General features: G+C 51.5%; 27 protein-coding genes. 8 read left to right on the top strand and 19 right to left on the bottom strand.

What is annotated here, in order from left to right:
* Positions 1-37: 37 nt before the first annotated feature.
* From ESP131_RS04525 to ESP131_RS04510, 4 genes are all read right to left on the bottom strand, one after another.
* The gene (locus ESP131_RS04525) at positions 38-520 is read right to left on the bottom strand and encodes a DMT family transporter (RefSeq protein ID WP_029340700.1); all 483 of its coding nucleotides are present in this window, start codon (positions 518-520) and stop codon (positions 38-40) included.
* Positions 521-532: 12 nt separating this feature from the next.
* A complete protein-coding gene (locus tag ESP131_RS04520) occupies positions 533-1,201 on the bottom strand; it encodes a Crp/Fnr family transcriptional regulator (protein ID WP_051656209.1) in 669 nt (222 codons plus the stop codon).
* A gap of 14 nt (positions 1,202-1,215) precedes the next feature.
* The gene (locus ESP131_RS04515; protein ID WP_029340698.1) at positions 1,216-1,644 is read right to left on the bottom strand and encodes a DMT family transporter; all 429 of its coding nucleotides are present in this window, start codon (positions 1,642-1,644) and stop codon (positions 1,216-1,218) included.
* 137 nt (positions 1,645-1,781) lie between these two features.
* A complete protein-coding gene (locus ESP131_RS04510; protein ID WP_029340697.1) occupies positions 1,782-2,720 on the bottom strand; it encodes an NAD(P)H-dependent flavin oxidoreductase in 939 nt (312 codons plus the stop codon).
* A gap of 91 nt (positions 2,721-2,811) precedes the next feature.
* On the opposite strand from ESP131_RS04510, the gene ESP131_RS04505 reads away from it, so the two are divergent.
* Positions 2,812-3,351, top strand: a complete 540-nt coding sequence (locus tag ESP131_RS04505) for a gamma carbonic anhydrase family protein (protein WP_029343369.1) — start codon at positions 2,812-2,814, stop codon at positions 3,349-3,351.
* A gap of 52 nt (positions 3,352-3,403) precedes the next feature.
* On the opposite strand, the gene paaX is transcribed toward ESP131_RS04505, so the two are convergent.
* The 12 genes from paaX to ESP131_RS04445 all read right to left on the bottom strand — a co-directional run bounded on the left by paaX (position 3,404) and on the right by ESP131_RS04445 (position 13,799).
* A complete protein-coding gene (paaX, locus tag ESP131_RS04500) occupies positions 3,404-4,288 on the bottom strand; it encodes a phenylacetic acid degradation operon negative regulatory protein PaaX (RefSeq protein WP_047391534.1) in 885 nt (294 codons plus the stop codon).
* A 73-nt stretch (positions 4,289-4,361) separates the two neighbouring features.
* A complete protein-coding gene (locus ESP131_RS04495; protein ID WP_069940265.1) occupies positions 4,362-5,129 on the bottom strand; it encodes an enoyl-CoA hydratase-related protein in 768 nt (255 codons plus the stop codon).
* A complete protein-coding gene (locus ESP131_RS04490; RefSeq protein WP_047391543.1) occupies positions 5,126-6,334 on the bottom strand; it encodes an acetyl-CoA C-acyltransferase in 1,209 nt (402 codons plus the stop codon). The genes ESP131_RS04495 and ESP131_RS04490 overlap by 4 nt, the downstream gene beginning before the upstream one ends.
* Positions 6,331-7,197: a 3-hydroxyacyl-CoA dehydrogenase gene (locus tag ESP131_RS04485; RefSeq protein WP_029343365.1), complete on the bottom strand. Its 867-nt coding sequence runs from the start codon at positions 7,195-7,197 to the stop codon at positions 6,331-6,333. Before ESP131_RS04485 ends, ESP131_RS04490 begins: the two co-directional genes overlap by 4 nt.
* A gap of 74 nt (positions 7,198-7,271) precedes the next feature.
* Positions 7,272-8,780, bottom strand: coding sequence for an aldehyde dehydrogenase family protein (locus ESP131_RS04480; RefSeq protein WP_029343364.1), 1,509 nt, complete (start codon positions 8,778-8,780; stop codon positions 7,272-7,274).
* 5 nt (positions 8,781-8,785) lie between these two features.
* Positions 8,786-9,565 (bottom strand): enoyl-CoA hydratase/isomerase family protein, encoded by a 780-nt coding sequence (locus ESP131_RS04475; protein WP_029343363.1) that lies wholly within the window; start codon positions 9,563-9,565, stop codon positions 8,786-8,788.
* Complete coding sequence (locus tag ESP131_RS04470) at positions 9,543-9,866, bottom strand: EthD family reductase (protein ID WP_023466996.1); 324 nt, start codon at positions 9,864-9,866, stop codon at positions 9,543-9,545. Before ESP131_RS04470 ends, ESP131_RS04475 begins: the two co-directional genes overlap by 23 nt.
* A gap of 15 nt (positions 9,867-9,881) precedes the next feature.
* Positions 9,882-10,376: a 1,2-phenylacetyl-CoA epoxidase subunit PaaD gene (gene paaD / locus ESP131_RS04465; RefSeq protein ID WP_029343362.1), complete on the bottom strand. Its 495-nt coding sequence runs from the start codon at positions 10,374-10,376 to the stop codon at positions 9,882-9,884.
* 14 nt (positions 10,377-10,390) lie between these two features.
* Positions 10,391-11,176, bottom strand: a complete 786-nt coding sequence (gene paaC, locus ESP131_RS04460) for a 1,2-phenylacetyl-CoA epoxidase subunit PaaC (RefSeq protein WP_069940264.1) — start codon at positions 11,174-11,176, stop codon at positions 10,391-10,393.
* Complete coding sequence (gene paaB / locus ESP131_RS04455; RefSeq protein ID WP_023466991.1) at positions 11,173-11,517, bottom strand: 1,2-phenylacetyl-CoA epoxidase subunit PaaB; 345 nt, start codon at positions 11,515-11,517, stop codon at positions 11,173-11,175. Before paaB ends, paaC begins: the two co-directional genes overlap by 4 nt.
* A gap of 14 nt (positions 11,518-11,531) precedes the next feature.
* Positions 11,532-12,503 carry a 1,2-phenylacetyl-CoA epoxidase subunit PaaA gene (gene paaA, locus ESP131_RS04450; protein WP_029343359.1) on the bottom strand — a complete coding sequence of 324 codons (972 nt, stop codon included), beginning with the start codon at positions 12,501-12,503 and terminating at the stop codon, positions 11,532-11,534.
* An 18-nt stretch (positions 12,504-12,521) separates the two neighbouring features.
* Positions 12,522-13,799 (bottom strand): phenylacetate--CoA ligase family protein, encoded by a 1,278-nt coding sequence (locus tag ESP131_RS04445; RefSeq protein ID WP_069940263.1) that lies wholly within the window; start codon positions 13,797-13,799, stop codon positions 12,522-12,524.
* A 331-nt stretch (positions 13,800-14,130) separates the two neighbouring features.
* Between ESP131_RS04445 and ESP131_RS04440 the strand changes: the two genes are divergently transcribed.
* The 7 genes from ESP131_RS04440 (at position 14,131) to ESP131_RS04410 (ending at position 20,978) form a co-directional block, all read left to right on the top strand.
* Positions 14,131-14,532 (top strand): thioesterase family protein, encoded by a 402-nt coding sequence (locus ESP131_RS04440; protein WP_047391561.1) that lies wholly within the window; start codon positions 14,131-14,133, stop codon positions 14,530-14,532.
* A 37-nt stretch (positions 14,533-14,569) separates the two neighbouring features.
* Entirely contained in the window at positions 14,570-15,712 is a 1,143-nt protein-coding gene (locus ESP131_RS04435) for a Glu/Leu/Phe/Val family dehydrogenase (RefSeq protein WP_069940262.1), read from the top strand.
* 13 nt (positions 15,713-15,725) lie between these two features.
* Positions 15,726-16,775, top strand: coding sequence for a pyruvate dehydrogenase (acetyl-transferring) E1 component subunit alpha (gene pdhA / locus ESP131_RS04430; RefSeq protein ID WP_047391568.1), 1,050 nt, complete (start codon positions 15,726-15,728; stop codon positions 16,773-16,775).
* 1 nt (position 16,776) lies between these two features.
* The gene (locus ESP131_RS04425; protein ID WP_069940261.1) at positions 16,777-17,775 is read left to right on the top strand and encodes an alpha-ketoacid dehydrogenase subunit beta; all 999 of its coding nucleotides are present in this window, start codon (positions 16,777-16,779) and stop codon (positions 17,773-17,775) included.
* Between the two features lie 13 nt (positions 17,776-17,788).
* On the top strand, positions 17,789-19,000 hold the full coding sequence (locus ESP131_RS04420) for a dihydrolipoamide acetyltransferase family protein (protein ID WP_197499336.1): 1,212 nt from the start codon (positions 17,789-17,791) through the stop codon (positions 18,998-19,000).
* 1 nt (position 19,001) lies between these two features.
* Entirely contained in the window at positions 19,002-20,399 is a 1,398-nt protein-coding gene (locus tag ESP131_RS04415) for a dihydrolipoyl dehydrogenase family protein (protein WP_069940260.1), read from the top strand.
* A gap of 78 nt (positions 20,400-20,477) precedes the next feature.
* Positions 20,478-20,978, top strand: coding sequence for a methylated-DNA--[protein]-cysteine S-methyltransferase (locus ESP131_RS04410; protein WP_029343351.1), 501 nt, complete (start codon positions 20,478-20,480; stop codon positions 20,976-20,978).
* Here ESP131_RS04410 and ESP131_RS04405 read toward each other — a convergent pair.
* The 3 genes from ESP131_RS04405 to ESP131_RS04395 form a co-directional block, all read right to left on the bottom strand.
* Entirely contained in the window at positions 20,952-21,362 is a 411-nt protein-coding gene (locus ESP131_RS04405; RefSeq protein WP_029343350.1) for a VOC family protein, read from the bottom strand. The two genes, ESP131_RS04410 and ESP131_RS04405, sit on opposite strands and share 27 nt — an antisense overlap.
* Before the next feature lie 127 nt (positions 21,363-21,489).
* The gene (locus tag ESP131_RS04400; RefSeq protein ID WP_069940259.1) at positions 21,490-22,494 is read right to left on the bottom strand and encodes an aldose epimerase family protein; all 1,005 of its coding nucleotides are present in this window, start codon (positions 22,492-22,494) and stop codon (positions 21,490-21,492) included.
* Entirely contained in the window at positions 22,491-23,987 is a 1,497-nt protein-coding gene (locus ESP131_RS04395) for a UDP-glucose--hexose-1-phosphate uridylyltransferase (RefSeq protein ID WP_069940258.1), read from the bottom strand. Before ESP131_RS04395 ends, ESP131_RS04400 begins: the two co-directional genes overlap by 4 nt.
* Between the last annotated feature and the right edge of the window lie 8 nt (positions 23,988-23,995).

Here is a 23,995-nt window from a genome sequence, read left to right as displayed (position 1 = left end):
GATTGAAATTCCACTGTCCTCATTCTGCATTCGATTATTATGAAACACGTTCTACCTGATCCTTCGCCTTCTCTTCTGGTGCTACGACTTGATACCGCTTCAAGACAAAGATCCCGCATACCATGACGGCGAGACCGATGAGCTGACCGAACGATAAATCAATTTGTGGTAAACCGAACCAACCGAACGTATCGACAGCGAGAGCAAAGCTTAACTGCGAAATCAGAACGACAGAAATCGCGACGGATGGACCAAGCAACTGAATTCCACGCATGACACAAAAGACGACACCAACACCGACGAGTCCGCCGAACCAATAGAGCGGCGATACGTTTTGGATTTGCCCAATCGTTCCACCACGAAACAGGACATAGGTGACACTTGCTCCGACGAAACCGACGAAGAAGACCAGCGTCGTTGTCGCCCATGCACCGAACGCGTCACTCATCCGAGCATTCAGTACCGTCTGTAAACTGATCAACATCCCTGCCAACACGGCACACACGATGCCCATTACCATGTTCGTTCCTCCTTACTCATAGCTGTTACCGTTCGCCTTCTCGCGAATCCGCTCCAGATCGACGATGATGATTTTCCCGCGTCGTCGAACGAGAATCTCTTCTTCACATAATTTCGTGATGATACGGTTGAGATGACGATAACTCGTTCCAAGCCAGTCAGCGACGTCATGTAAGTTCGACGTCCGCATCTCCTGATAAAATAAACTGTCACTGGCTTCAGAAGCAATCGACAACAAATATCCCGCAAATCGCTCCTCGACGGTATACAACACATGGTGCGACGCTGATTTCGAGTCGGCATACCATTTTGCTGTGATCGTCCGTAATAGGAATTGCAGAAAGACGTTCGTCGTATTGTGCTCGCGTAAAATCGCATATGGCACGCTCAACACCTCGACGTCGGTCACCGCTTCGACCGTATTCAACACTTCCCGTTCATTGATGAATTCGGCGTCACCAATCACCGTCAGAGGTGTCTTGAATCGCAGAATCCGTTGTTTCCCTTCTGACGAGGCAGCAGAAATCTTGACCTTGCCTGCGACGATGAAGTACATCCGGTCAATCGATGCCCCTGTCGTACAGAGGAGTTCTCCTTTTTGGAAGGTTTCTTGACGCAACCAAGCGCGCGTCTCTTCCGTCAAAATCGTATCCAGTCCATACTGTTGAATGACGGTTTCCATGTTCATTCCCCCCTTTAGACAAGTGAGAAAATCGCAACTCCCGCAAGCATGAGACCCACACCAACCCACTGACCACGATTTCCTTGTTTTTTTAAGACACCGAACCATCCTTTTAAATCAATCAGAAAGGCACATAGAATCTGTGCGACGAGTAATAGACACATCGCCCATGTCATCCCGAGTTTTTGGATTGCTGTGAGTTCCGTTACAACGACTAGCACGCCAATCAAACCACCGCTCGCATAAATCCACGGTAACTGACGGAAGCCACCGATTTTCCGGTCTCGTACGAAACTGTAAATGACTAAACAACCCATCAAACCCACAAAGTGGACGATCAATACGGACAACCACGGTCCGACGCCTGTCGCAAGGCGCGCATTGAATATGCCTTGCAGGGCGATGAACAGACCGCTCATCAAAGCAAACACGACTCCTTGCACGTCATCTCCTCCTTTAATCTCTACACTAGAGTAGACCTTACTCGTGCCCTACTTGAAAAGGACAAATGTCCCATTTTCAAAAAAACATGAAAAAACCCGCTGTCCACAAGTGGAATCACGGGTCCCTCACTATATGCTCATGTCGTAAAACGAGTCGTCGTTTGTTTCAGCTGTTCCTCTGCTTCCGTCATCATGCGCGTAAACAACTCCGCAACAGTCGGCACGTCATGAATCAATCCCGCAACCAGTCCAGCGTTGACATACCCTTTCTCCTCATCGCCCTCAAGAGCACCTCTGATATGATACGACTCATTCGTCTGATCGAGAAAAGCAGCAGGTGTCTCTGCTGTGAGTCGTTCGACGTAAGGACCATCAAGGACACGTCGGACGAATCCGACGGAACGTCCGATGATGCGTGTATCGGTATCGGTCGCCTCCATTAAGTGCGCCTTGTATGCCGAATGAACCTTCGCCTCTTCCGTCGCGATCAACCGTGTTCCGAGTTGGGCGCCAGCCGCACCAAGTAACAGAACAGCTGCCAGTCCACGACCGTCACCGATTCCACCCGCTGCAAGGACGGGAAGGTTGACCCGGTCGACGAGCTGCGGAATCAAGGTCAGCGTCGTTAACTCGAGCGGCGAATTGATGCCTGCCGCTTCAACTCCCTCCGCTACGAGTACATCAGCACCTGCCTGTTCTGCCTTTAACGCCTGTTTGACCGAGGCGACGACGGCGATAGTTTTGATGCCGGCAGCTTGAAGTCGCTCTATGTACGGAGCCGGGTTTCCGGCCGACAAGGAGACGACCGGGACCTTTTCTGCAATCGCGAGATCAATCAGTGCTTCCGTATAGGGAGACACCCGAATCGCGATATTCAAGGCAAATGGTTGATCCGTCAGCATTCGTGTCTCGTGGATCCGCGACGCCACTTCATCGACCGACAATGTCCCGCACCCGAGCGTTCCGAGTCCTCCGGCATTCGACACCGCTGCCGTGAGTGCCGCATGACTAATGTTACCCATTCCTCCTTGGATCAAAGGATACCGAATTTTAAAGATCTCACAAATCGGAAACATGTCTTCCCTCCGTTCTCGCCTTCACGCACATGCTATACTGACATGGAATGAATAGTAATTCATCTTATTATAGAAACGAGGTCATTCTGTTATGAAAATTCCGTATCAATCGATTCATCCGAACGTCGCCTCCGATGTATTCATCGCTCCTGGTGCTTATCTGATCGGAGACGTGACGATCGGTTCCGAGTCTACCGTCTGGTTCAACGCTGTCTTACGCGGTGACGAAGGACCGATTACGATTGGGAAACGATGCAGTATCCAGGACAACGCGACGATTCATCTCTATGAAGGGGCACCCGTCGTCATTGAAGATGAAGTGACGGTCGGACATAACGCGATTTTACACGGTTGCAAAATCGGACGTCGTTCGATCGTCGGAATGGGTGCAACCGTTCTTGATCACGCAGACATCGGTGAAGAATGCATCATCGGGGCGAATACGTTGATTCCGTCGGGAAAAGTTTTCCCACCCCGTTCGCTGATCATCGGCTCACCCGGTAAAGTCGTGCGTGAACTAACAGAAGCAGATCTCGCGATGATTCAGGAGTCGATTGATTCTTACGTCGATAAAGGATATGCCTTCCGAAACATCCTCGCAGAATCAGCTGAACAGAATACATCTGAATGACACGAATGCGGGGCGGATCAACTGATCCGTCCCGCTCTTTCATGTATTGTTCTTATCGCTCCGCAAACAGCGGGTGTTCCGCTGCGTCGTACGAAGCACTGCGTTGTGACACATCGTGCGTCTCTTCAAAGATTGATTCGAAGAACCGACTCGCTGGCTGTGCGAGCAATCGGTAATACTGTTCGAACAAGAGCGCCGCATGGTGTCCGCTCCAAGCATCTGGTAACAGTTCCTGCGGTAATCCCGGATCCGTGAAAAGGAACTTCCGGTACTCATGCACGAGCATCGTCCGTTCGACGAAACACTGTTCATCCGTCATTTCTCCGAGTTGGAGCTGACTCTGATGGACGATGTATTGCCGGCTATAATCCGTGATGAACGTCTCGTAACGTTCCTGCAATTCCTCTAGCGGAAACGCACGCTCGACGAGGGATTGGTCCTGTTTTGGACCATGGTATTCACCGACAAAGAAATCGACATACTCTTCGATTTCATATGCTTCAATCAATCGTTCCGCCTCTTTTTCAAGCGGGTTCGGTGAAATCCAGACCCCGTTCGATAAGTTGCCAAACCCACTCCACGTCAGTTCTTTACGAAGCTCGTCGCGAATTTGTCGCTTATCCTCGGGAATCGTGTACATCAGCGTCCGCCACTTCCCGTCCCAGTCGTGCGGTGTTGATTTATAGATCCGGCGCGCGGCTTCCTCCATTCGCTCCACTCCACGTGGCGTCAACGAATAGAAACTTTTACTTCCTTGCTTCTCAGAGACGAGCCAGCCTTGTTTAACCATTCGGGATACCGCGACCCGAACGGCTTGTTCGTTATGTCCGAACTCTTTGACGAGTCGAATTAAACTCCCGACCCAGATGTGATTGCCGTAATGCCGGATATAGTCGCCGTAAATCGTAAAAATCATTGATTGGGTGTTCGCACTCATGGTATTCACTCTCTCTTCAGTCGTTCATAGTGTGTATCGTTAGTATACGGGTTATTTCAAACGTCGACCATCCTCATCTTCCTTCAAAGCGTGGTGCCCGTTTTTCAGCGAAGGCTTGTAGCGCTTCCTGACGATCTGCGGTCGGGATGACGACTTCATAGGCTTCCGTTTCGAGCTGTAGTCCTCGTTCGAGCGAGACATCCCGCCCTTGATCAATCGCTCGCTTCGCTTGACGCAAGGCGATGGGACCGTTTTGTAACATTTGATGGGCAAACTCAAGACACGTCGTCATCAACGCTTCCCGGGCGACGACAGCGGTCGTGAGTCCGTAACGTTCTGCCGTCATCGCATCGATTTTTTTCGCTGTGAAGATCAATTCCTTCGCCCGTGTCTCCCCAATCAATCGCGGCAAGCGTTGTGTTCCGCCAGCCCCAGGAATGATTCCGAAGCTAGTCTCCGTCAACCCGACGAGGGCATCCTCGACGAGAAAGCGGAAATCACAGGCAAGGATCCATTCAAAGCCACCACCGAGCGCGTGCCCATTGACGGCAGCGATTGTCGGTTGGGGTAATTGTGCGATCGACGTGAAGACGTTGCGAATCGCGAGGACATTGCGCCGGACTTCTTCTTCATTCAACTGCACGCGTTCTTTTAAATCGGCGCCTGCACTGAAAGCTTTACCGGTTCCGGTGAACAGGACGACCCGCGCTTCCGAGTCGACCGACAACGCATCGACTTGTTCCTGCAAGGCGACAAGCGTCGGGTAATCGAGACAGTTTAAGCGTTCCGGGCGATCAATCCGGACGATCGCGATATAGCCTTCTCGTTCTAAGTGAATCATATGAGTCCCTCCCGATCGACGACGAGGGCAATCCCTTGTCCGACTCCGACACACATCGTCGCAAGACCATACGTCCGGTTCGTCCGGCGCATCTCATGCAATAATGTCGTCAAAATCCGAGCACCACTCGCACCCAGTGGATGACCGAAGGCGATCGCTCCGCCATTGACGTTGACTTTTTCTGTCGGTAGACCGAGTACTTCGATACAAGCAAGACTTTGAGCCGCAAAGGCTTCGTTTAACTCGATCTGATCGAGCTGTTCGACCGTCAACCCTGCCCGCCGGAGGACTTTTTTTGTCGCGTCGATCGGTCCAATGCCCATGATGGCAGGTTCGACCCCTGCTGTCGCACTCGCTCGATAATACCCGAGAGGTGTCAAACCGAGTGCCTTCGCTTTTTCTTCACTCATCAATAACAGCGCCGACGCACCGTCGTTGACGCCAGATGCATTTCCCGCTGTCACGGTACCGTTCGGGAATAACGGACGAAGCGTCGACAGTTTCTCACGCGTCGTCTCAGGACGGGGATGTTCATCGCGGTCGAAGACGCTGACGTTACCTTTCCGGTCCGTCTGCGTGACCGCAACTAGTTCCTCAGTAAAGCGATTTGCCTCGATCGCTTGTTTTGCGCGTTGCTGGCTCTCAAACGCAAAGTCATCCTGTGCTTCGCGCGAGATGCCGTACTGACGGGCGACGTTCTCAGCTGTTTCCGGCATCGAATCCGTTCCGTATTGATCTGCTAAACGATCATTTACGAAACGCCAACCAATCGTCGTATCGTACATCGTCTGATTGCCACGTGGGTTGGCTTGATCCGGCTTCGCGAGAACGAATGGTGCACGCGTCATGCTTTCCGTTCCACCAGCGATATAGATATCGCCTTCACCTAAGGCAATTCCCCGCGCTGCCGCGATGACAGCATCGAGTCCTGATCCACATAAGCGATTGATCGTCGTACCGGCGACTTCGACCGGTAGACCAGCTAGTAGTCCAGACATCCGGGCGACGTTACGATTGTCTTCTCCCGCCTGATTCGCATTGCCGAAAATGACTTCCTCGATCGTCTTCGGATCGACTTGTGGATTACGTTCAAGCAATGCTTCGATGACACGTGCTCCTAAGTCATCTGGACGAACCTGACGCAACGCGCCGTTATAGCGACCGATCGGTGTCCGAACGGCATCGATGATAGCGACACGTCTCATGATGTCACCTCACGATTCGTATAGTCATAGACGCCACGACCTGTTTTACGACCGAGTCGACCCGCTTTGACATACTGTTCGAGTAGTGGTGCCGGACGGTATTTTTCGCCGAGCTTCTCATGCAGATACTTTAAGTTATGGAGTCGAGTATCGAGTCCGACCAAGTCCCCGAGTTCGAATGGTCCCATCGGATAGTTTAAGCCGAGTTTGATCGCTTTATCGATCTCTTCTGGTGTTCCGAGTCCTTCTTGTAACATGTAGAACGCTTCGTTTCCGACGAGCGCACTGATCCGCGAAGTCACGAACCCCGGAAACTCACGGATGACGACCGTTTCCTTCTGCATCTGACGCGCCACCTGCTCAAGAGCTGCGACCGTCTCATCCGACGTTTCAAGACCACGAACGAGCTCGATCAGTGGCATCAGATGGACCGGATTGAAGAAATGCATCGCCATGACCCGGTCCGCGCGGTTCGTAAAGGACGCGATTTCCGTCGGACTCATCGTTGACGTGTTCGTCGCAAAATAACAGTCCGGTCGTGCATGTGCTTCTAACGTTTCAAAGACTTGCTGTTTGATGCTCAGTTGTTCCGGTACCGCTTCAATGATGAGATCCGCTTGTTTCGCTGCCGTTGCCAAATCCGTCGACAGACTCAGCCGATCGAATAGTCCCTCGACCTCGTTCGCGGACATCTTGCCTCGCGTGATGCCTTTCTCTGCGATACGTTCGAGTTCTTGATACGCACTTTCAACATACGCTTCTTTGATATCAACGAGTGTCACCTGAAATCCGCGGTGTGCGGCAACATACGCAATGCCACGTCCCATGACGCCGGATCCGACGACGACGATTTGTTCTACCATCTAATTTCCCCCTTATCCCCTGTGCTGTTAAAAAAGGCTGGACTTCCCGACGGAACTCCAGCCTTCCCTCTTGCTTATAGTCCGAACGGATTGAGTGGACGACTGCCGTAATACGACAAGATACTCTTCGTTTCTGTGTACAGATCAAGTGTTTCGATACAGAGTTCACGACCGAAGCCCGATTGTTTATAGCCACCAAACGGTGTACCCGGGAAAGCAGAGAACGGACAGTTGACCATGACGATCCCGGCTTTGATTTGATTGGCGACACGTGTCGCTTTCGCGCCGTCTTTCGTCCAAACGGCTGACCCGAGTCCGAACGACGTATCGTTTGCTAAACGAATCGCTTCTTTTTCATCTTTGAACGGCATGACGACGACGACCGGTCCGAAGATTTCTTCATTGACCGCTTTCATCTCGTGCGTGACGTTGGTGATGATCGTCGGTGCGTACCAGAATCCTTTTTCGTATCCTTCTGGTGCTGAAGCGTGACCGCCTGTGACGATCGTTGCACCGTCCGCTTTCGCCGACTGGACATATCCATCGATGACATCGACTTGTTGTTGGTCAATGATCGCTCCAACGTGTGTTCCTTTATCGAATGGGTTACCGAGGACGAGTTGTTTTGTCTTCGCGACGAACTGTTCCATGAATGCTTCGTAGATCTCCTCGTGGACATACAGGCGCGAGCGCGCTTCACACGATTGACCGCTGTTATAGAAGATCCCGAACAACGAACCATCAACGGCTGCCGTTACGTCTGCATCTTCAAAAACGATGTTCGGTGATTTTCCACCGAGTTCAAGTGTGACTCGTTTTAGCGTCTCCGACGCACGTCCCATGATGTCTTTTCCGACTGGAGTCGAGCCCGTGAAGGCGACTTTATCGACGTGAGGATGTTCGACGAGATGGTTGCCGATCTCGCGTCCAGATCCCGGGATGACGTTGACGACACCTGCTGGTACACCAGCCTCTAGACAAATCTCACCGAGAATGATGGCTGTCAACGGTGTCAATGTCGCTGGTTTGACGACGACCGAACAACCGACCGCAATTGCTGGTGCGACTTTCCAAGCTGCCATCATCAACGGATAGTTCCACGGAATGATTTGCGCACAGACACCGACCGCTTCCTTTTCAGTGTAGTTATGGAATTGTCCCGGTACGTTATTGACGACACCGCGGTGACCGACGATCGCACCTGCATAGAACTCGAAGTCTTCAATCGCTTGCGTGACTTGCCCTTGCGCCGCAGCCAGTGATTTCCCCGTATCAAGAATCTCCAGTTCGACGATTTCGTTGAAACGGGAACGCATGATGCTCGCAATCTTATTCAAGATTTGTGCCCGACGTCCGACCGGCCACATCTTCCACTTTCCGTGATCAAACGCATCGCGTGCCGCTTGAACGGCACGATCGGCGTCTTCCTTCGATGCTTTTGCGACATCCGCAATCACTTCGCCCGTTGCCGGATTATATGTTTTGAACGTCTCGCCTGTTGCGCCCTCAACTTGTTCGCCGTTGATGAGCAAGTGATAGACGGACCGTTTCATTTCAAGTGTTTTTTCATGTACTGTCGACATTGTATTCACTCCTGTTCCTGTTGATTGAAAATCGGTGATCGTTTTTCGAGAAATGCTTGCATGCCTTCTGTTTGATCGGCTGTCGCGAACAAGAGATAGAAGTTACGGCGTTCGTGCTCCATCCCATCCTGTAACGATAAATCGACAGCTTTGTTTGCCGCATCCTTGATCAATCGTAACGCCATACTCGGTTGGTTCGATAACCGCTCTGCCATCGCCAGCACCGTCGCTTCGACGTCAGCCGTCACCCGGTTGATGATACCGAGTCGTTCCGCTTCCTCTGCCTTCATCCGGTCACCGGTGAAGAGCCACTCGAGCGCCCGCGTCCGACCGATACATTTCGTCAAACGCTGCGTTCCGCCTGCTCCCGGCATGACGCCGAGTCCGACTTCCGGGAATCCGAACTGCGTCTCCGGATCGGCGTAGATTAAATCACAAGCGAGTGCCAGTTCGAAGCCGCCGCCAAGGACGAAGCCGTGGACACCTGCGATGATTGGCTTTTTGATTCGGCTGATCCGGTCCCAGTCCGCGAACGGATCGAGGAGTTCCATCGAAATCGGTGTCGCTTCGAGCATCTCCTCGATATCGGCACCTGCTGAAAACGATTTTCCGTTTCCCGTCAAGACGATGACCGTCACCCGATCGTCGCGGTCAAACGCCTCCATCGCCTCGACGATTTCCCGGACCATCGTCCGGTTCAGCGCATTGTATCGTGCCGTCCGGTCGAGTCGAATCCGACCGATCCGATCGACCATTTCCGTCTTAACGTACTGTTGTGTCGGCATGGACATCTTCACCAATCATCAATGTGACGAGATCCCCTGCAAAGCTCATCAAGTCTTTCCCGGATGCTTTTCCTTCGAGCGAACGCATACCTGCTTGCATCGCTTCCTGACTTTCATAGACCATCTCGCACATCAAGTAATACTTTCCGTCTCCGCCCATTGGTGAGCCGACGATTTTTGTGACGTTCATTTCTTGCAGTCCTGGAATTTTTGCTGTCAATGGACCATGGACCTCAAAGTAGTGCTGATCGAATGCTTCCTTGTTTTCCGGATGTTTGTAAAGTGCGATTAATTTTGCCATATTGATTACCTTCCTTCACATGAGAGTAGAGACGGGTTTCATCGCCTCAAATGGATTTTTACACGATTTACAGTAGAGAATACTCCGACATGCCGTTGGTCCGAATAAGTTTTCCATCGTCACATACGTCGATCCACAATACGGACAGTCGATCTCCCACTTCCCTTGTTCAAACCGTGGGGGGGCAATGCCGAATGCCTTTAATCCTTGCATGCCTTGTTCCGTGATCCGGTCTGATGTCCACGGTGGATCAAACCGAAACTGGACGTCGACCTGTTCGACGTTCGGAATCACCTGCAAGGCGGATTCGGTATTTTTTTTGATGATTTCAAGCGCCGGGCAACCGAGAAACGTCGGGAGAAGCGTGACGCGCACTAGGTAACCATGCTCCGTCGCTTCCGCGTCCATCGTCTCGACCATGCCAAGATCTAAAATACTGACGCTATCAATTTCCGGATCCTTCACCCCGTTCAGGGCTTCTCGGATCGCATGATGGAGTGTCGTCGTCATGCTTCCCTCTCCTTTCACCACGTCGCTGTCTGATCGATCAAGTAAACTTCTCCGAGCGTTGAAAGCGCGTCATTCAAATCTTCCGTGTGATCGCCGTCCCGCCCGTTACGCGTCATCTGCATTTCTGGAAGCGTCACGTTCAATTCGACGAGTAACGGTGTGATCGTCTGATACCAACGATCGAGTAAAATCCCTTGCCCTTCGATCAACCGCATCTCTTCGATCAATTGACCGTGTTCGCCATAATCGAACATGTCACCGAAGTCATAAAGGACTTTTTCTAGGGCTGCATCCATCTTCTGCCGCGCCGTCTCCGTCGATTGATAAAGCTGGGTGAACCATGTTTGCCAGTGCAGCAAATGATAGTACAATTCCATGTTGATCTTGACGGCAGCCGTAGCGAGTGGCTCGTAACTGCTCGACTTCAAAGCATCAATCCGGATCTTTTTCGCGACCGTGTAGCAATAGTTCCGTACGACGGCGAATGCCCAGTCATATTCAGGCTTCTCCATGTAGTAGCCAGGTCCGTTGACACGTTCGACGAGAATCGAATTCTTTCGTTCATGCGCCAGTCGGACATGAGCTAATGCATCAGCATTTCCTTCGCCGAGTTCTTCGAGGAGTTGGTAATACATCGCTGCGTGTCCCATCGAGTCTTGCGCAATCGAAGACGAAGCGACGTCCTCTTCGATATGCGGTGCGAGTCCGAGCCATTCCGAACCACGATACGCGTAAAGGAAATCATCATCCGCGAGTTGATAGAGTAAGGAGGCGAGTGCCGTCCGTTCTTGTTCTGTCATTTGGAATCGCCTCCTTGCCAAGACATGATCTCTTTTTCATCGAGCATCTGTTGCTCGTAATGACGCCATTTTTTCTTCAAGTAGCCGTACCCTTTCGTCGTCCGGTAGTCCTTATTATCGAGGCGTTGGAGCATCTGCTTCTCATCGGGTGATAAACCACGGATATCTTCGCGTTTGACGACCCAAATGTCGACGACCGGTTCCCGGCGCATGAAGTTTTCTTGCGCCATCAACAGTGCCATCTCCTTGTTCGGAGCGAGCAAGCTGAATTGATGGGTGAACGCCGCGTTCGGCGTCCGTTTGCTAAAGACTTCGAATTCATGATAAAACGTCTCGTTCATCGTGCTTTCCCCTCTCATGCCTTCGTTTCAGCGAGTGCATCCCGTACCCAGGCGTTATTTTCATAAGATGTCCGGCGCAGTTCCAGTCGCTCCTTCGAACGTGGTCCTCCCCCTTGGATGATCGTCTTGAATTTCGTCCAGTCTGGTTGTGCATATTCCCATTGCCCGGTCTCTTCATCAAAACGTAACGTCGGATCCGGAATAACGAGTCCAAGAGAACGAATCCGTGGCACGTACTTCGTAAAGAAGTTTTGCCGGAGCTCTTCGTTCGTTTTCGTCCGAATCTTATAGGCGATCGTCACGTCCTGTTTTGATGTCCCGGTCGTCTCTTTCGAGGCTGGTCCAAAGAACATCAACAAGGATTCCCACCACTCGTCCAGTGATTCCTGAATCATCGCCCGCTGTTCCGGTGTTCCTTCTGCGAGTGCCATGATGATCGACTCTCCGTGTTGCGCGTGGAAGACTTCCTCTGCACAGATTCGTTGCAAGGCACGCGCGTACGGTCCGTACGAAGCACCGAGCATGTTCGTCTGCGTGATGATTGCCGCCCCATCGACGAGCCAACCGATCATCCCGGCATCAGCCCATGACCGTGTCGGCATGTGGAAGACGTTATGGAACTTCAATCGTCCGGTGAATAAATCGTCCATCAAATCCCCGCGTGTCTTGCCATATGGCTTCATCAAATCCTCGACGACACGAAGCAACAGTTGCCCGTGTCCCATCTCATCCTGGACCTTTGCCATGATGCCAAGCTTCCGGCGAAGCGATGGTGCTTTTGGAACCCATTCTTTTTCCGGAAGCGCACCCATGATTTCACTGATACCGTGCATCGAAATCAATTTGATTAGCGTATCCCGGTAAAAAGCAGGCATCCAGTCATCAGCTTCAATCTTTTCACCTTGCTCAATCCGTTCCTTGAAGCGTGCTAATTTTTCTTCTTCCGTCAGTTGTACGGGTTCGAACAGTTGTGTTGCATCATACATGCTAGTTCCTCCTTTGAATCAGACGAGTGATGTCGAGCGTCGATCAACGATCCGAACGGCTTTCCCTTCTGATCGTGGTAACCCTTGATGCGGGTGACAGACGAGATCAATGGAAATGAGACATTCCGATTTGATGGCGTCACATATCGAACGCATTTGTCGCTCCGAGATGTTTTCGAATTCGATATGTAGCTCAACGGCATCGAGTCCGGCTTTGCGCACAAGATGGATTTGATAATGCGGCGTCACGTCCGGCTGTTGGAGTAAGACGCGTTCAATTTCAGATGGGAAGACATTAACGCCTCGGATGATCAGCATGTCGTCCGTCCGACCTTTGACTCGTGACATTCGTGTCGTCGTCCGACCACAGGCACACGCCTCATGCGTGATCGATGCTAAGTCACCCGTCCGGTAGCGAATTATTGGAAGCGCTTTCTTTTTTAAGCTTGTAAAAACGAGTTCCCCGACCATACCATCTGGTACCGGTTCCCCCGTAACGGGATCGACGACTTCCGTAATGAATAAGTCATCCATGATATGCAGACCTGCCTGCTCCTGACACTCCATCGCGACACCTGGTCCCATGATTTCACTGAGTCCATAAATATCGAATGCCTGTAGATTAAAGGTTTGTTCGAGTGTCTGACGCATCTCTTCCGACCATGGTTCAGCTCCGAAGATGCCGTAACGCATGCTTGTCTTTCGTGGGTCGATGCCTCGTTCGATCATGCGTTCTGCTAGTCGTAAGATATAAGAAGGTGTCCCACAGATGCCATCCGGTCGAAAATCCTCAATCAACGTGATTTGGCGATCCGTATTGCCGCCGGAAATCGGCAAGATCGTCATGCCTAGTTTTTCTGCCCCTGCGTGAAGCCCGAGTCCCCCTGTGAACAGTCCGTAGCCGTATGCATTGTGCAATAAGTCAGCTGACGAACCACCGGCTAAGACTAAGCTGCGCGCCACGGCACCTGCCCAGTCGTCTAAATCTTCTTGCGTGTACCCGACGACGGTCGGTTTACCGCTCGTTCCAGACGAGGCGTGAATCCGGGTGACCTGTTCCCGTTCGACGGCGAATAGCCCGAACGGATAATGATCGCGTAAATCTTGTTTGCGTGTGAAGGGAAACTTCCGCAAATCCTCGATCGTTTGAAAGTCATTTGCTGTCATCCGCAGTGTCTGCAGACGTTCTTGATAGAACGGGACGCGTGTGACGTGCGCCATCGTTTGACGTAATCGCTCCATCTGTAGCTGCTCCCGCATTTGCGCATCCATTGTTTCCTGATGTTGATCGTACATACCTGCACCTCCTCATCATGTATACAATAATTAAACGGTCGTTTGTTTTTAGTTATATGTTTAACGTACGATACGTTCACAATGTTGTCAATCTTGTTTTGTTAAATGCTCCCAAACGATTCTTACTTTATCACTTCAACGCACTTTGTCAGTAAATAAATTGGCTTATAAAGCTGATTTTCATAATCGAGAGTCTTTTTTTGGAAAATATTTCTGAAATGATTTGCTCATTTTGTAACGGGTTGATAAAATATCGTGTGACAAGTGTTATACTATTTTTGGTAAGACCACTTGATTGAATGAGGATTCGTTGTAGTGAAGGGGGATCACGATGAAACCAGGTTTAGCTGTCGGGGATACAGCAGAGATTCAAGCGGTCGTCTCGCAAGATATGTTTGCACGGTTCGAAGGTCAATTGGTTCATCCGGCATACTCCACCGTTTCGATGGTCTACCATATGGAATGGGCAGCACGTCAACTCATTCTGCCCTACTTAGAGACAGACGAAGAAGGCGTCGGGGGTGCGGTTTCGTTGAAGCATCTCGGGATGGCAGCAGAAGGCGCACGATTAATCGTGACCGCTACAGTAACACGCCTCACGGCACGTCGTGTTGACGCCGACATCGAAGTCCGGGATGGACACACGATCATCGGTACAGGGGAAGTCACACAATTCATTTTGGAAAAAAGCCGAATTCAAGAAAAATTACAAAATAATGTTTCAACAAAATGAAAGCGCTTACTTATATTTGATAGAGGAGGACTCTACTATGAACACGTTAAACCCATCTACGAATCCAACGCTCTCGATCATGGAAAAAATCGCGGGTCACGAACAAGTCGTCTTTTGCAACGATCCGGTATCAGGCTTACAAGCGATCATCGCCATTCACGATACGACGCTCGGTCCCGCTCTCGGTGGATGTCGTATGGCGCCTTACGCTTCTGTCGATGAAGCACTTGACGATGTCCTCCGCCTGTCGCGCGGCATGACGTATAAATGTGCTGCCGCTGACGTTGATTTCGGTGGTGGTAAAGCCGTCATCATCGGCAATCCAGCAACGGATAAATCACCGGAGCTTTTCCGTGCCTTCGGTCGCTTTGTCGATTCGCTTGGTGGACGTTTTTACACCGGAACGGATATGGGCACGACGATGGATGATTTCGTTCACGCTAGTCGGGAGACATCACGCATCGTTGGCATTCCAGAAGCCTTTGGTGGTAGCGGGGATTCATCGATCCCGACGGCTGAAGGTGTCGTCTATGGACTTCGGGCGACGATCGAGACGTTATTCGGTTCAGACGATTTGAGTCGTGCGACTTACGCGATCCAAGGACTTGGCAAAGTAGGCTTCAAGGTCGCAGAGCAACTGTTATTCGCCGGTGCGACGATTTATGTTTCAGACGTCAATGAAGCCGCACTCGCAGCAATCGTAACTCAAGCCGAAATGGCACCCGGGACAGTTCGCGTCGTCTCACCTCACGAAATTCATCTGACGGATGCTGATGTTTTCGTTCCATGTGCGTACGGTGGTGTCATTCACGCTCAAAACATCGCCCTCTTACCGTGCAAAGCCATCTGCGGTTCGGCGAACAATCAGCTTGCGGATGAACAGCTCGCTCACGTCTTGATGGACCGCGGCATCTTGTATGCACCGGACTATATCGTCAATGGTGGCGGATTGATCCAAGTCGCGGACGAACTGTACGGAGCAAATCACGAACGGGTCCTCCTGAAGACACGTCACATCTATGACGCAGTACTCGAAGTCTTCAAGGAGTCGCAAGCAGAGAACATCACGACGGTCGAAGCCGCGAACCGAATGTGTGAAAAACGGATGCAAATCCGAGCAAAACACAACAACATCTTTACGAATACGACAAAACCAAAATGGGATATCCGTAACCACTGAAGGAGGGGCTGACATGGAGCAACATTTTCCGATTCAACGCATCATCGATGAAGAAGGTCGTATCATCGACGCATCAAAAGAACACGATTTGACAAAAGAGCTCGCCCTCACCCTGTATGAACAGATGCACCGAATCCGGACGTTTGACCGAAAAGCGATCAACTTACAACGCCAAGGGCGCCTCGGCACTTATGCACCGTTCGAAGGACAAGAAGCAGCGCAAGTCGGTAGTGCACTGGCGTTGTCCGATCAGGACTGGTTATTCCCGACGTACCGAGATCACGGTGCGACGTTGACGTTCGGTGCCGACATGGTTCGGACCCTTCTTTACTGGAACGGTCGTGTCGAAGGTTGCGTGCCATCTGAGAAACACATCTTCCCTCCTGCCGTGCCGATTGCGACGCAAATTCCGCATGCTGTCGGCGCCGCATGGGCGGAAAAACGAAAAGGAACGACGAACGTCGCGGTCGCTTACTTTGGTGACGGGGCGACTTCTGAAGGCGACTTCCACGAAGGGATGAACTTCGCCAGTGTCTTCCAAGCACCGGTCATTCTGTTCAACCAAAACAATCAATTCGCGATCTCTGTTCCGATCGAAAAACAGATGCATTCCGAAACGATCGCCCAAAAAGCGATCGCCTACGGGATGCCGAGCGTCCGGATCGACGGGAACGATGCGTTTGCCGTCTATTTCACGATGCAAGCAGCCGTTGCGCGTGCCCGATCTGGCGGCGGACCAACATTGATCGAAGCCGTCACGTGGCGGTTTGGTGCCCATACGACAGCTGATGATCCAACGAAATACCGCGATCAAGCTCGTTCACGTGACCGGGTCGATCCACTTGATCGACTCGAACAGTTCTTAAAACACCAAGGCTACTTCGACGAAACATGGATGCAACAGCTACAGGAACGGCATCAGGCAGAAGTTGAAGCGGCAGTAACTGCGATGGAGCAATTCAAGGCGCCAGACGTCAATGACCTGTTCGACCATACGTACGCGACCTTGCCGGTTGATGTCCAGCAACAAAAAGAAGCGTATCTGCTAGCAAGGGGGAAATGAGATGGCAACACCAATCAATCGTCAAACGGAGATGACACTCGTCCAAGCTGTCACAGATGCCTTACGAACGAAACTGACAGAGGATGAGACGACGCTCGTCCTTGGAGAAGATGTCGGAAAAAATGGTGGCGTTTTCCGGGCAACGGACGGCTTACAAGAAGAGTTCGGGGAAGACCGGGTTGTCGATACACCGCTCAGTGAAGCTGGCATCGTCGGTACGTCGATCGGACTTGCCATCAATGGCTTTAAACCGATCGTCGAGATTCAATTTCTCGGCTTCATCTACCCTGCCTATGAACAAATCATGACTCACGTCTCCCGTATTCGGATGCGGACGATGGGACGGTACAGTGTGCCGATGGTCATTCGTGCGCCTTATGGTGCCGGTATTCGGGCACCGGAAATTCACTCCGACAGTACAGAAGCACTCTTTACATCGATGCCTGGTCTTAAGGTCGTTTGTCCAGCGACACCATACGATGCAAAAGGATTATTGATTGCTGCGATTGAAGATCCAGATCCCGTTTTGTTCCTTGAGTCGATGCGCAGTTACCGTTCATTCAAGGAAGTCGTACCGAGCGAATCGTATACCGTTGAAATCGGAAAAGCGCGCTGCGTCAGCGAAGGGACGGACGTAACGTTGATCGCCTGGGGAGCAATGGTTCAAGTATCCCAAAAGGCAGCAACGGCTGCTCAGGAACGCGGAATTTCTTGCGAAGTCCTCGACTTACGGACGCTTTATCCACTTGACCGGGAAACGATTGCTGCTTCCGTTCAAAAGACGGGTCGTGCCGTCATCGTCCATGAAGCCGCAGCAATGGGTGGTCTCGGTAATGATCTCGTGACGTTGATTAATGATACGGCGTTCCTTTATTTACGGGCACCGATTGCCCGCGTGACCGGTTTTGATGTTCCGGTCCCGCTGTTCGCCCTCGAAGACCATTACATTCCGACGCCAGAACGTGTCCTTGCGACGATTCAGCGTACGGTCGAGTTTTAAGGAGCTGAATGCCATGATCGAAGTTAAATTACATGATGTCGGTGAAGGGATGACAGAAGGTGAGATCGCCCATTACCTCGTCCAAGTCGGAGACCATGTCACGACGGATCAACCGGTCGTTGAGGTCGCGACTGATAAGATGGTCGCCGAACTACCGGCTCCCGTTTCCGGAATCGTCAAGGAAATCATCATCCCGGTCGGTCAGACGGTGCAAGTCGGTACGACGTTGTTGCATATCGAAGCAAGCAACGCTTCTGATATGCCAGTCACTGTAGCACCTGAAGCGTCGCGCGTACCTGAATCAGTACCTGTCGCAGTCCCACCTGTTCAAGCATCTCCAACAAAACGTGTCCTTGCGACACCATATACGCGAAAAATCGCCCGTGATCACGGGATTGATATCGAAGCTGTAACGGCTTCCGATCCGTCAGGTCGAGTCTCGGAGGACGATGTGCTTCGCTTCGTCCAGGCTGCTACTGCTCCACAAGAGACAGCTGTACCAATCCTTGAAGAGGTTACGTACCAAGAGGCATCACCGGAAACGATTCCGTTCCGCGGCATTCGCAAGCAGATCGCGAAAAAGATGACCCAGTCGCTGTATACGATTCCACACGTCACCCACTTCGAGGAAGTTGACATGACACGTTTGCTCGCTTTACGTGCCGAATGGAAAGCCGCTGGACGAAACATCAACATCAATGCTTTCTTCATCAAAGCCTTGATCGTTGCCTTAAAAGAGTATCCTGTCTTTCATGCCAAACTCGATGAAGCGAATGAATGTATTCGATTAGAGCAGGATTTCCACTTTGGCATGGCAACAGAGACACCGGACGGGTTGATGGTTCCTGTCATCCGTCATGCCGATCAGCTCTCGCTGACGGAACTGCATGAACAATTGGTCGCCTTGCAACAACGTGCTCAAAACGGTGCCTTACGCGCAGCAGATTTAAAACCAAGTACATTCACGATGAGCAATGTGGGTCCGCTCGGCAGTACGGGAGCAACACCGATCATCAATTATCCGGAAACGGCACTGATTGCCTTCCATAAGACGAAAAAACGAGCCTGTGTCGATGAAGACGATCAAATCGTCGTCCGCTCGATGATGAATTTGTCGATGTCGTTTGATCATCGTGTCGCGGACGGGGCAACGGCTGTTGCCTTTACGAACCGCTTCGTGTCACTGATTGAACATCCGACTACCCTACTTTTGGAGTTGATCTAACATGGTTGTTGGCGAACTTACACAAGAACGGGATCTCCTGATCATCGGTGGAGGTCCCGCAGGTTACACGGCAGCGATCCGCGCAGCACAAGGCGGTCGAAACGTCACCTTGATCGAACAAGATGAACTCGGTGGACTGTGTTTAAACCGAGGCTGTATCCCGTCCAAGGTCTACGCGCATACGGCAGAAGAGATGTTACGCATGCCGCATCTTGAAGACCTTGGATTCACGGTCCCTGCTGTCCATGATTTCAGTAAAATGAATGCTTACCGGAATCGAGTCGTGCAGCAATTACGTCAGGGAGTGGTCGCCCTCTGTCAGGCGAACCAGATTGAGCATATCTCTGGTGCAGCCTCCTTCCTGTCAGAAGACCGGATCGGCGTCGAGTCGGGACATCAGTTCGATACGTACCGGTTCCGGGACGTCATCATTGCGACCGGCAGTCACAGTATCCAGCACGAGGAATCGTGCCGTTTGAATGCCGAGCAGCTTTATCAACTCGAGCAGCGACCAGAGAGCTTATTGATCATTGGATCCGACACGTTAGCACTCGAAGCTGCTGCTTGTTTCCATGCACTTGGGACAGAGGTGACGTTGTTCGCGGATCACTTATCACTCGAACCAAGCCTTGAAAAGGAACTGAAGCGGACATTCAAAAAACAAAAAATCCGTCTCGTATCGGATGTCGTGACACGTATCGAGGCTTCATCAGACGCGACCGTTACCGTCATGAAAAACGGAGAAGAAGTCGCCTATCAGGGTGCCTATCTGTTCCAGTCCCTTTCCCGGATCCCGAACAGTTTGACACTCGGTCTCGAACGGATCGGTGTGACGCTTGCAGAAGACGGAATGATTCCAGTTGACGCATATGGACGAACGAATCAAGCGCATATTTACGCGATTGGTGACGTGACACCGGGTCCCCAGCTCGCCATTCGTGCGATTCACGAAGCGAAACGGACGGCAGCTCACTTGTCTGGTCAAGACGTCGATCTGACGACACCTTACTACCCAACGGTTCTACGGACTTTCCCACCGATTGCTTCGGTTGGGATGACAGAACAAGAAGCGAGTGAAGCCGGACACACGCTCCAAACCGGACAGTTCCCACTGAATGCAAACGGAGCGACGACGATTGAAGGTGGCAGTGGGTTCGTTAAGGTCATCGCTGACGAGCAAACATCACTAATCCTTGGTATTCATATGATCGGGGACGATGCCCATCGTCTCGTCGGACAATTTACACAAGCACTGGAACTGGCAGCGAAACGGGAGGATCTTCTCTTCCCTGTCATGGCTCATCCGAGTCGAGGCGAAGTCCTGACGGAATCGATAGAATCCTTATTCGGTCAATCGATCCACCTGCCACCCCGTCAACAGGTCGGTTCGCGCGCGTAATCTAAAAGAGGTGCCTCTGCGTCAGAAGCACCTCTTTTGGATTCGTCACTTCATTTCGTGTAGAAAGGAAAACATGTCATGGAACTGTACTTCACTCGTTTGCACTGGAATACGCATACGTTTCCGGTCGCCGCTACAGCAGATGGTCTCTGTTATGTCGGCGCTTGGGATGAACCGGAGGATCTATTCGACGACTGGTCGCGAAAACACTTCCCCCGAGCCGATCGGATTGCTTCTGACACCGCGCTTGCTCCGTATACGGAGCAGCTACTCGCTTATCTGAATCAGCAGTCGACGACACTGTCCTTTCCGCTTGCGCCTGTCGGTACCCCGTTCCAGCTTGAAGTCTGGAATGCTTTACGCGCGGTACCGTACGGTCAAACCGCCACCTACTCTGATATCGCGGAACGTCTCTTTCGACCGAACGCGACTCGCGCGATTGGCACGGCAATCGGAAAAAATCGATTACTGCTCGCGATTCCGTGTCACCGGATCATTGGCAAAAAAGGCGATCTTCTCGGCTATCATGGCGGTCTGAATATGAAGCGGACGCTACTCGCGCTCGAGCAACGCCTCTGATTCTCGTCCCTCTTCGCTGAAAGATAGAGCAAAAAGAATCCCGAACGGATCGCGGACTTGCGCATACCAACCTCCAAAGTCTGCTACAGCAAGAGGTGTGACGATTTGACCATCTGTCGTTAATCGCAGATACACTTGCTCGAGCTCTTCAAGCGACGTAAAAGTCAACAACAGATGGAGTGAAGGAGAGATCTCCGGTGCATCACTCTCGTCCCAGAGCATCAATTCGAACGCTCCGTTTGATAACTGTGCGTGATAGACGGTGTCTCCTGTTTCGTCCATTACGAGACGGCGACGTGTCATCGCAAATATGTTTTCGTAGTAAGCAATCGCCTGCTTGGCTTGTCCCGAAAAAACGAGACAAGGAGTAGCGGCATACTGCATGGAAATCCCTCCTTAAATTATGATTTAGTATCACCTTTCGCACTTTTCTTCCCGATCTCCTTCTATACACAAAAAGCCCCAATTTCCTATCCAACCGGACACGGAAAGCGGGGCTTCTTCGAATCAATCAAGATATTACACCAAAGCGATAAGCTGTTTTCCAGTGATACGCCTCACCGGGTGACAACAGGATTGATGGAAAATCAGATTCATGGACTGCATTCGGATGAACTTGCGTTTCAAGGCATAAGCCAAGCGATGGCCGAGCCGAAACCCCATGAACCGTATAATCGGTCAGCAGTTGCGTTCCGGTATAGAGCACGACTGCTGGCTGATTTGTTGTCACGTCGACGAAGCGACCGGATACCGGATCTTCAAGTCGGAGTGTGTCAGCCCGCAAGACGAATGGATGATCGTAGCCGTTTCCGACAGCAATCGTCTCGGGATGTTCCAGCGTAATCCCGTCACGAATCGACTGACCGTTACGGAAATCAAACGGGGTTCCGGAGACATCCCGTTGTTCGCCCGTCGGCAAGCCATCTGGCTGGACGGGTAAGTAGTAGTCACTTGGTAACGTCAAGACGTGATCCAACACATCCCGCTTCGCATTTCCCGATAAGTTGAAGTACGTATGATTCGTCAGATTGAGGGGTGTCGTTTGATCCGTTACAGCCGTCATCTCAAGCGTCAGTGTCGTATCGTCTAGGCGATAATACACGTCGAGCGTGACCGTTCCCGGATAACCTTCTTCTCCGTCTGGACTGTTCAAGCGCAAGTGGAACAATCTATCCGTCGCTTCAATGACATCGAACCACGCTTGATCGAATCCGTGAATCCCACCATGTAGATGATTCGCACCGTCGTTTGCGACGAGCGGATAGACGTCTCCCGCTACTTCGAAGCGCGCCTGTCCGATTCGACCAGCGACGCGTCCGACGATTGCCCCGAAGTAAGGCGAGTGCTGTTGATAATCTTCCACCGTCTCGAGGCCAAGGACAACACTCTCTAAATGACCATCCCGATCGATCGTCCGGATATCTTGGATGATGCCGCCGTAGTTCCAGAGTGTCACTTCGATGCCTTCCTGGCGTAACGTATGGCGGATCAACTCTTTCTCAAGTAGTCGTGTCATCGTTGTTCCTCCACCGGTTGGCGCGTCACGAGTTGAATGAATCGTCCGAACGCTGCCTGACCGTCTTCCGTCTGCTTAAAGACGCCACAGTCCTCGAGACCACGTACGAATTTCGCGGCGACTGCTTGTTCGACGTACATCGTGACATCTTGACCGTCATACGCTTGTTTTAGTTCCTCTGCCCAGTCAGCATGAGCAACTGCCACTTCGTCGATTTCACCTGTGATGAATCGTTCAACCTGTTGCAACTCTTGGAGCAAACGTGCCGGTAAGACCGCCAGTCCCATCACCTCGATCAAACCGATATTTTCCCGTTTGATATGGTGAATATCAGCATGCGTATGGAAAATACCGTCCGGATGTTCTGCTGACGTCCGGTTGTTCCGTAAGACGAGATCGAGCTCGAATTGTCCATCACGCTGACGAGCAATCGGCGTCACCGTATTGTGTCGCGTCTCACCTGTGTGTGACTGGATCTCTTGACTCTCATCCGTATACGTCAACCACGTCTCATAGACGGTCGTCGCAGCATCGAGTAGTGCCGACGCATCTGTACTTTTCAGACGCAACACACTCAGTGGCCAGTGTAAGGTTTCACCAGTGACTGTCGGCTGATCCGGGAACGTAAAGGATGTTAAAGCGTTTGCCCGGTCCATCGCAAACGTATAGCGACCGCCCTGATAATGATCATGCGTCAAGATCGATCCACCGACGATCGGCAGGTCGGCGTTCGAACCAGCAAAGTAATGTGGGAATTGTTCGACGAAGGCGAGCAGACGTGCAAACGCATCCCGATTGATGACCATGTCACGATGTTCCTGCGACAAAATGATGCTATGTTCGTTGTAGTAGACATACGGTGAGTATTGTAGTGCCCATGGTTCTTCCATCAGTGTCAGCGGAACGATTCGGTGATTCGCACGGGCTGGATGATTCGCACGACCCGCGTAGCCGACGTTTTCAACACATAACAGGCAGGTCGGATAGTTCGACGTCGTCGGTGCCTCCGTCCGGGCTGCCGCGATTTCACGCGGATCTTTTTCCGGCTTCGATAAGTTGATCGTGACATCGATCGTTCCGTAAGCTGTCTCCGCTTGATAACGTTTATTTTTAGCAATCCGTTTCGTTTGAATGTAGTTACTTGCTTGGCTCAGTTGGTAAAAATAATCCGTCGCAGCAATAGGTGATTCAGCGTACAGACGACGGAATACCGCCGTCACGTCAGATGGACGGGCGACGAAGATATCCATCACATCTGCTGCGAACTGTTCTTTGTCTTCAAGACGCGCCGGCAACTGTCCGCTTGCGATCAACACTTCGATCATGTCATCCAAAATATCTGGAATTGGGCGAGATGGTACGTCTGCCTGTTCTTCAAAATCGGCTTGACCGACCCGCGCTAGAATCCGGTTCCGGGCGTAGATCGCATCTTCCGGTTCAATCAAGCGTTCCTGGATTGCTTGCGCTACTAACTGTTGGATGAGTTCATTCATCGCCGTCA

The organism is Exiguobacterium sp. U13-1 (genome assembly GCF_001750115.1).
GTDB lineage: Bacteria > Bacillota > Bacilli > Exiguobacteriales > Exiguobacteriaceae > Exiguobacterium_A > Exiguobacterium_A acetylicum.
Note: the sequence above shows the minus strand (reverse complement) of the source record. Positions and strands in the feature narration are given on the sequence as shown.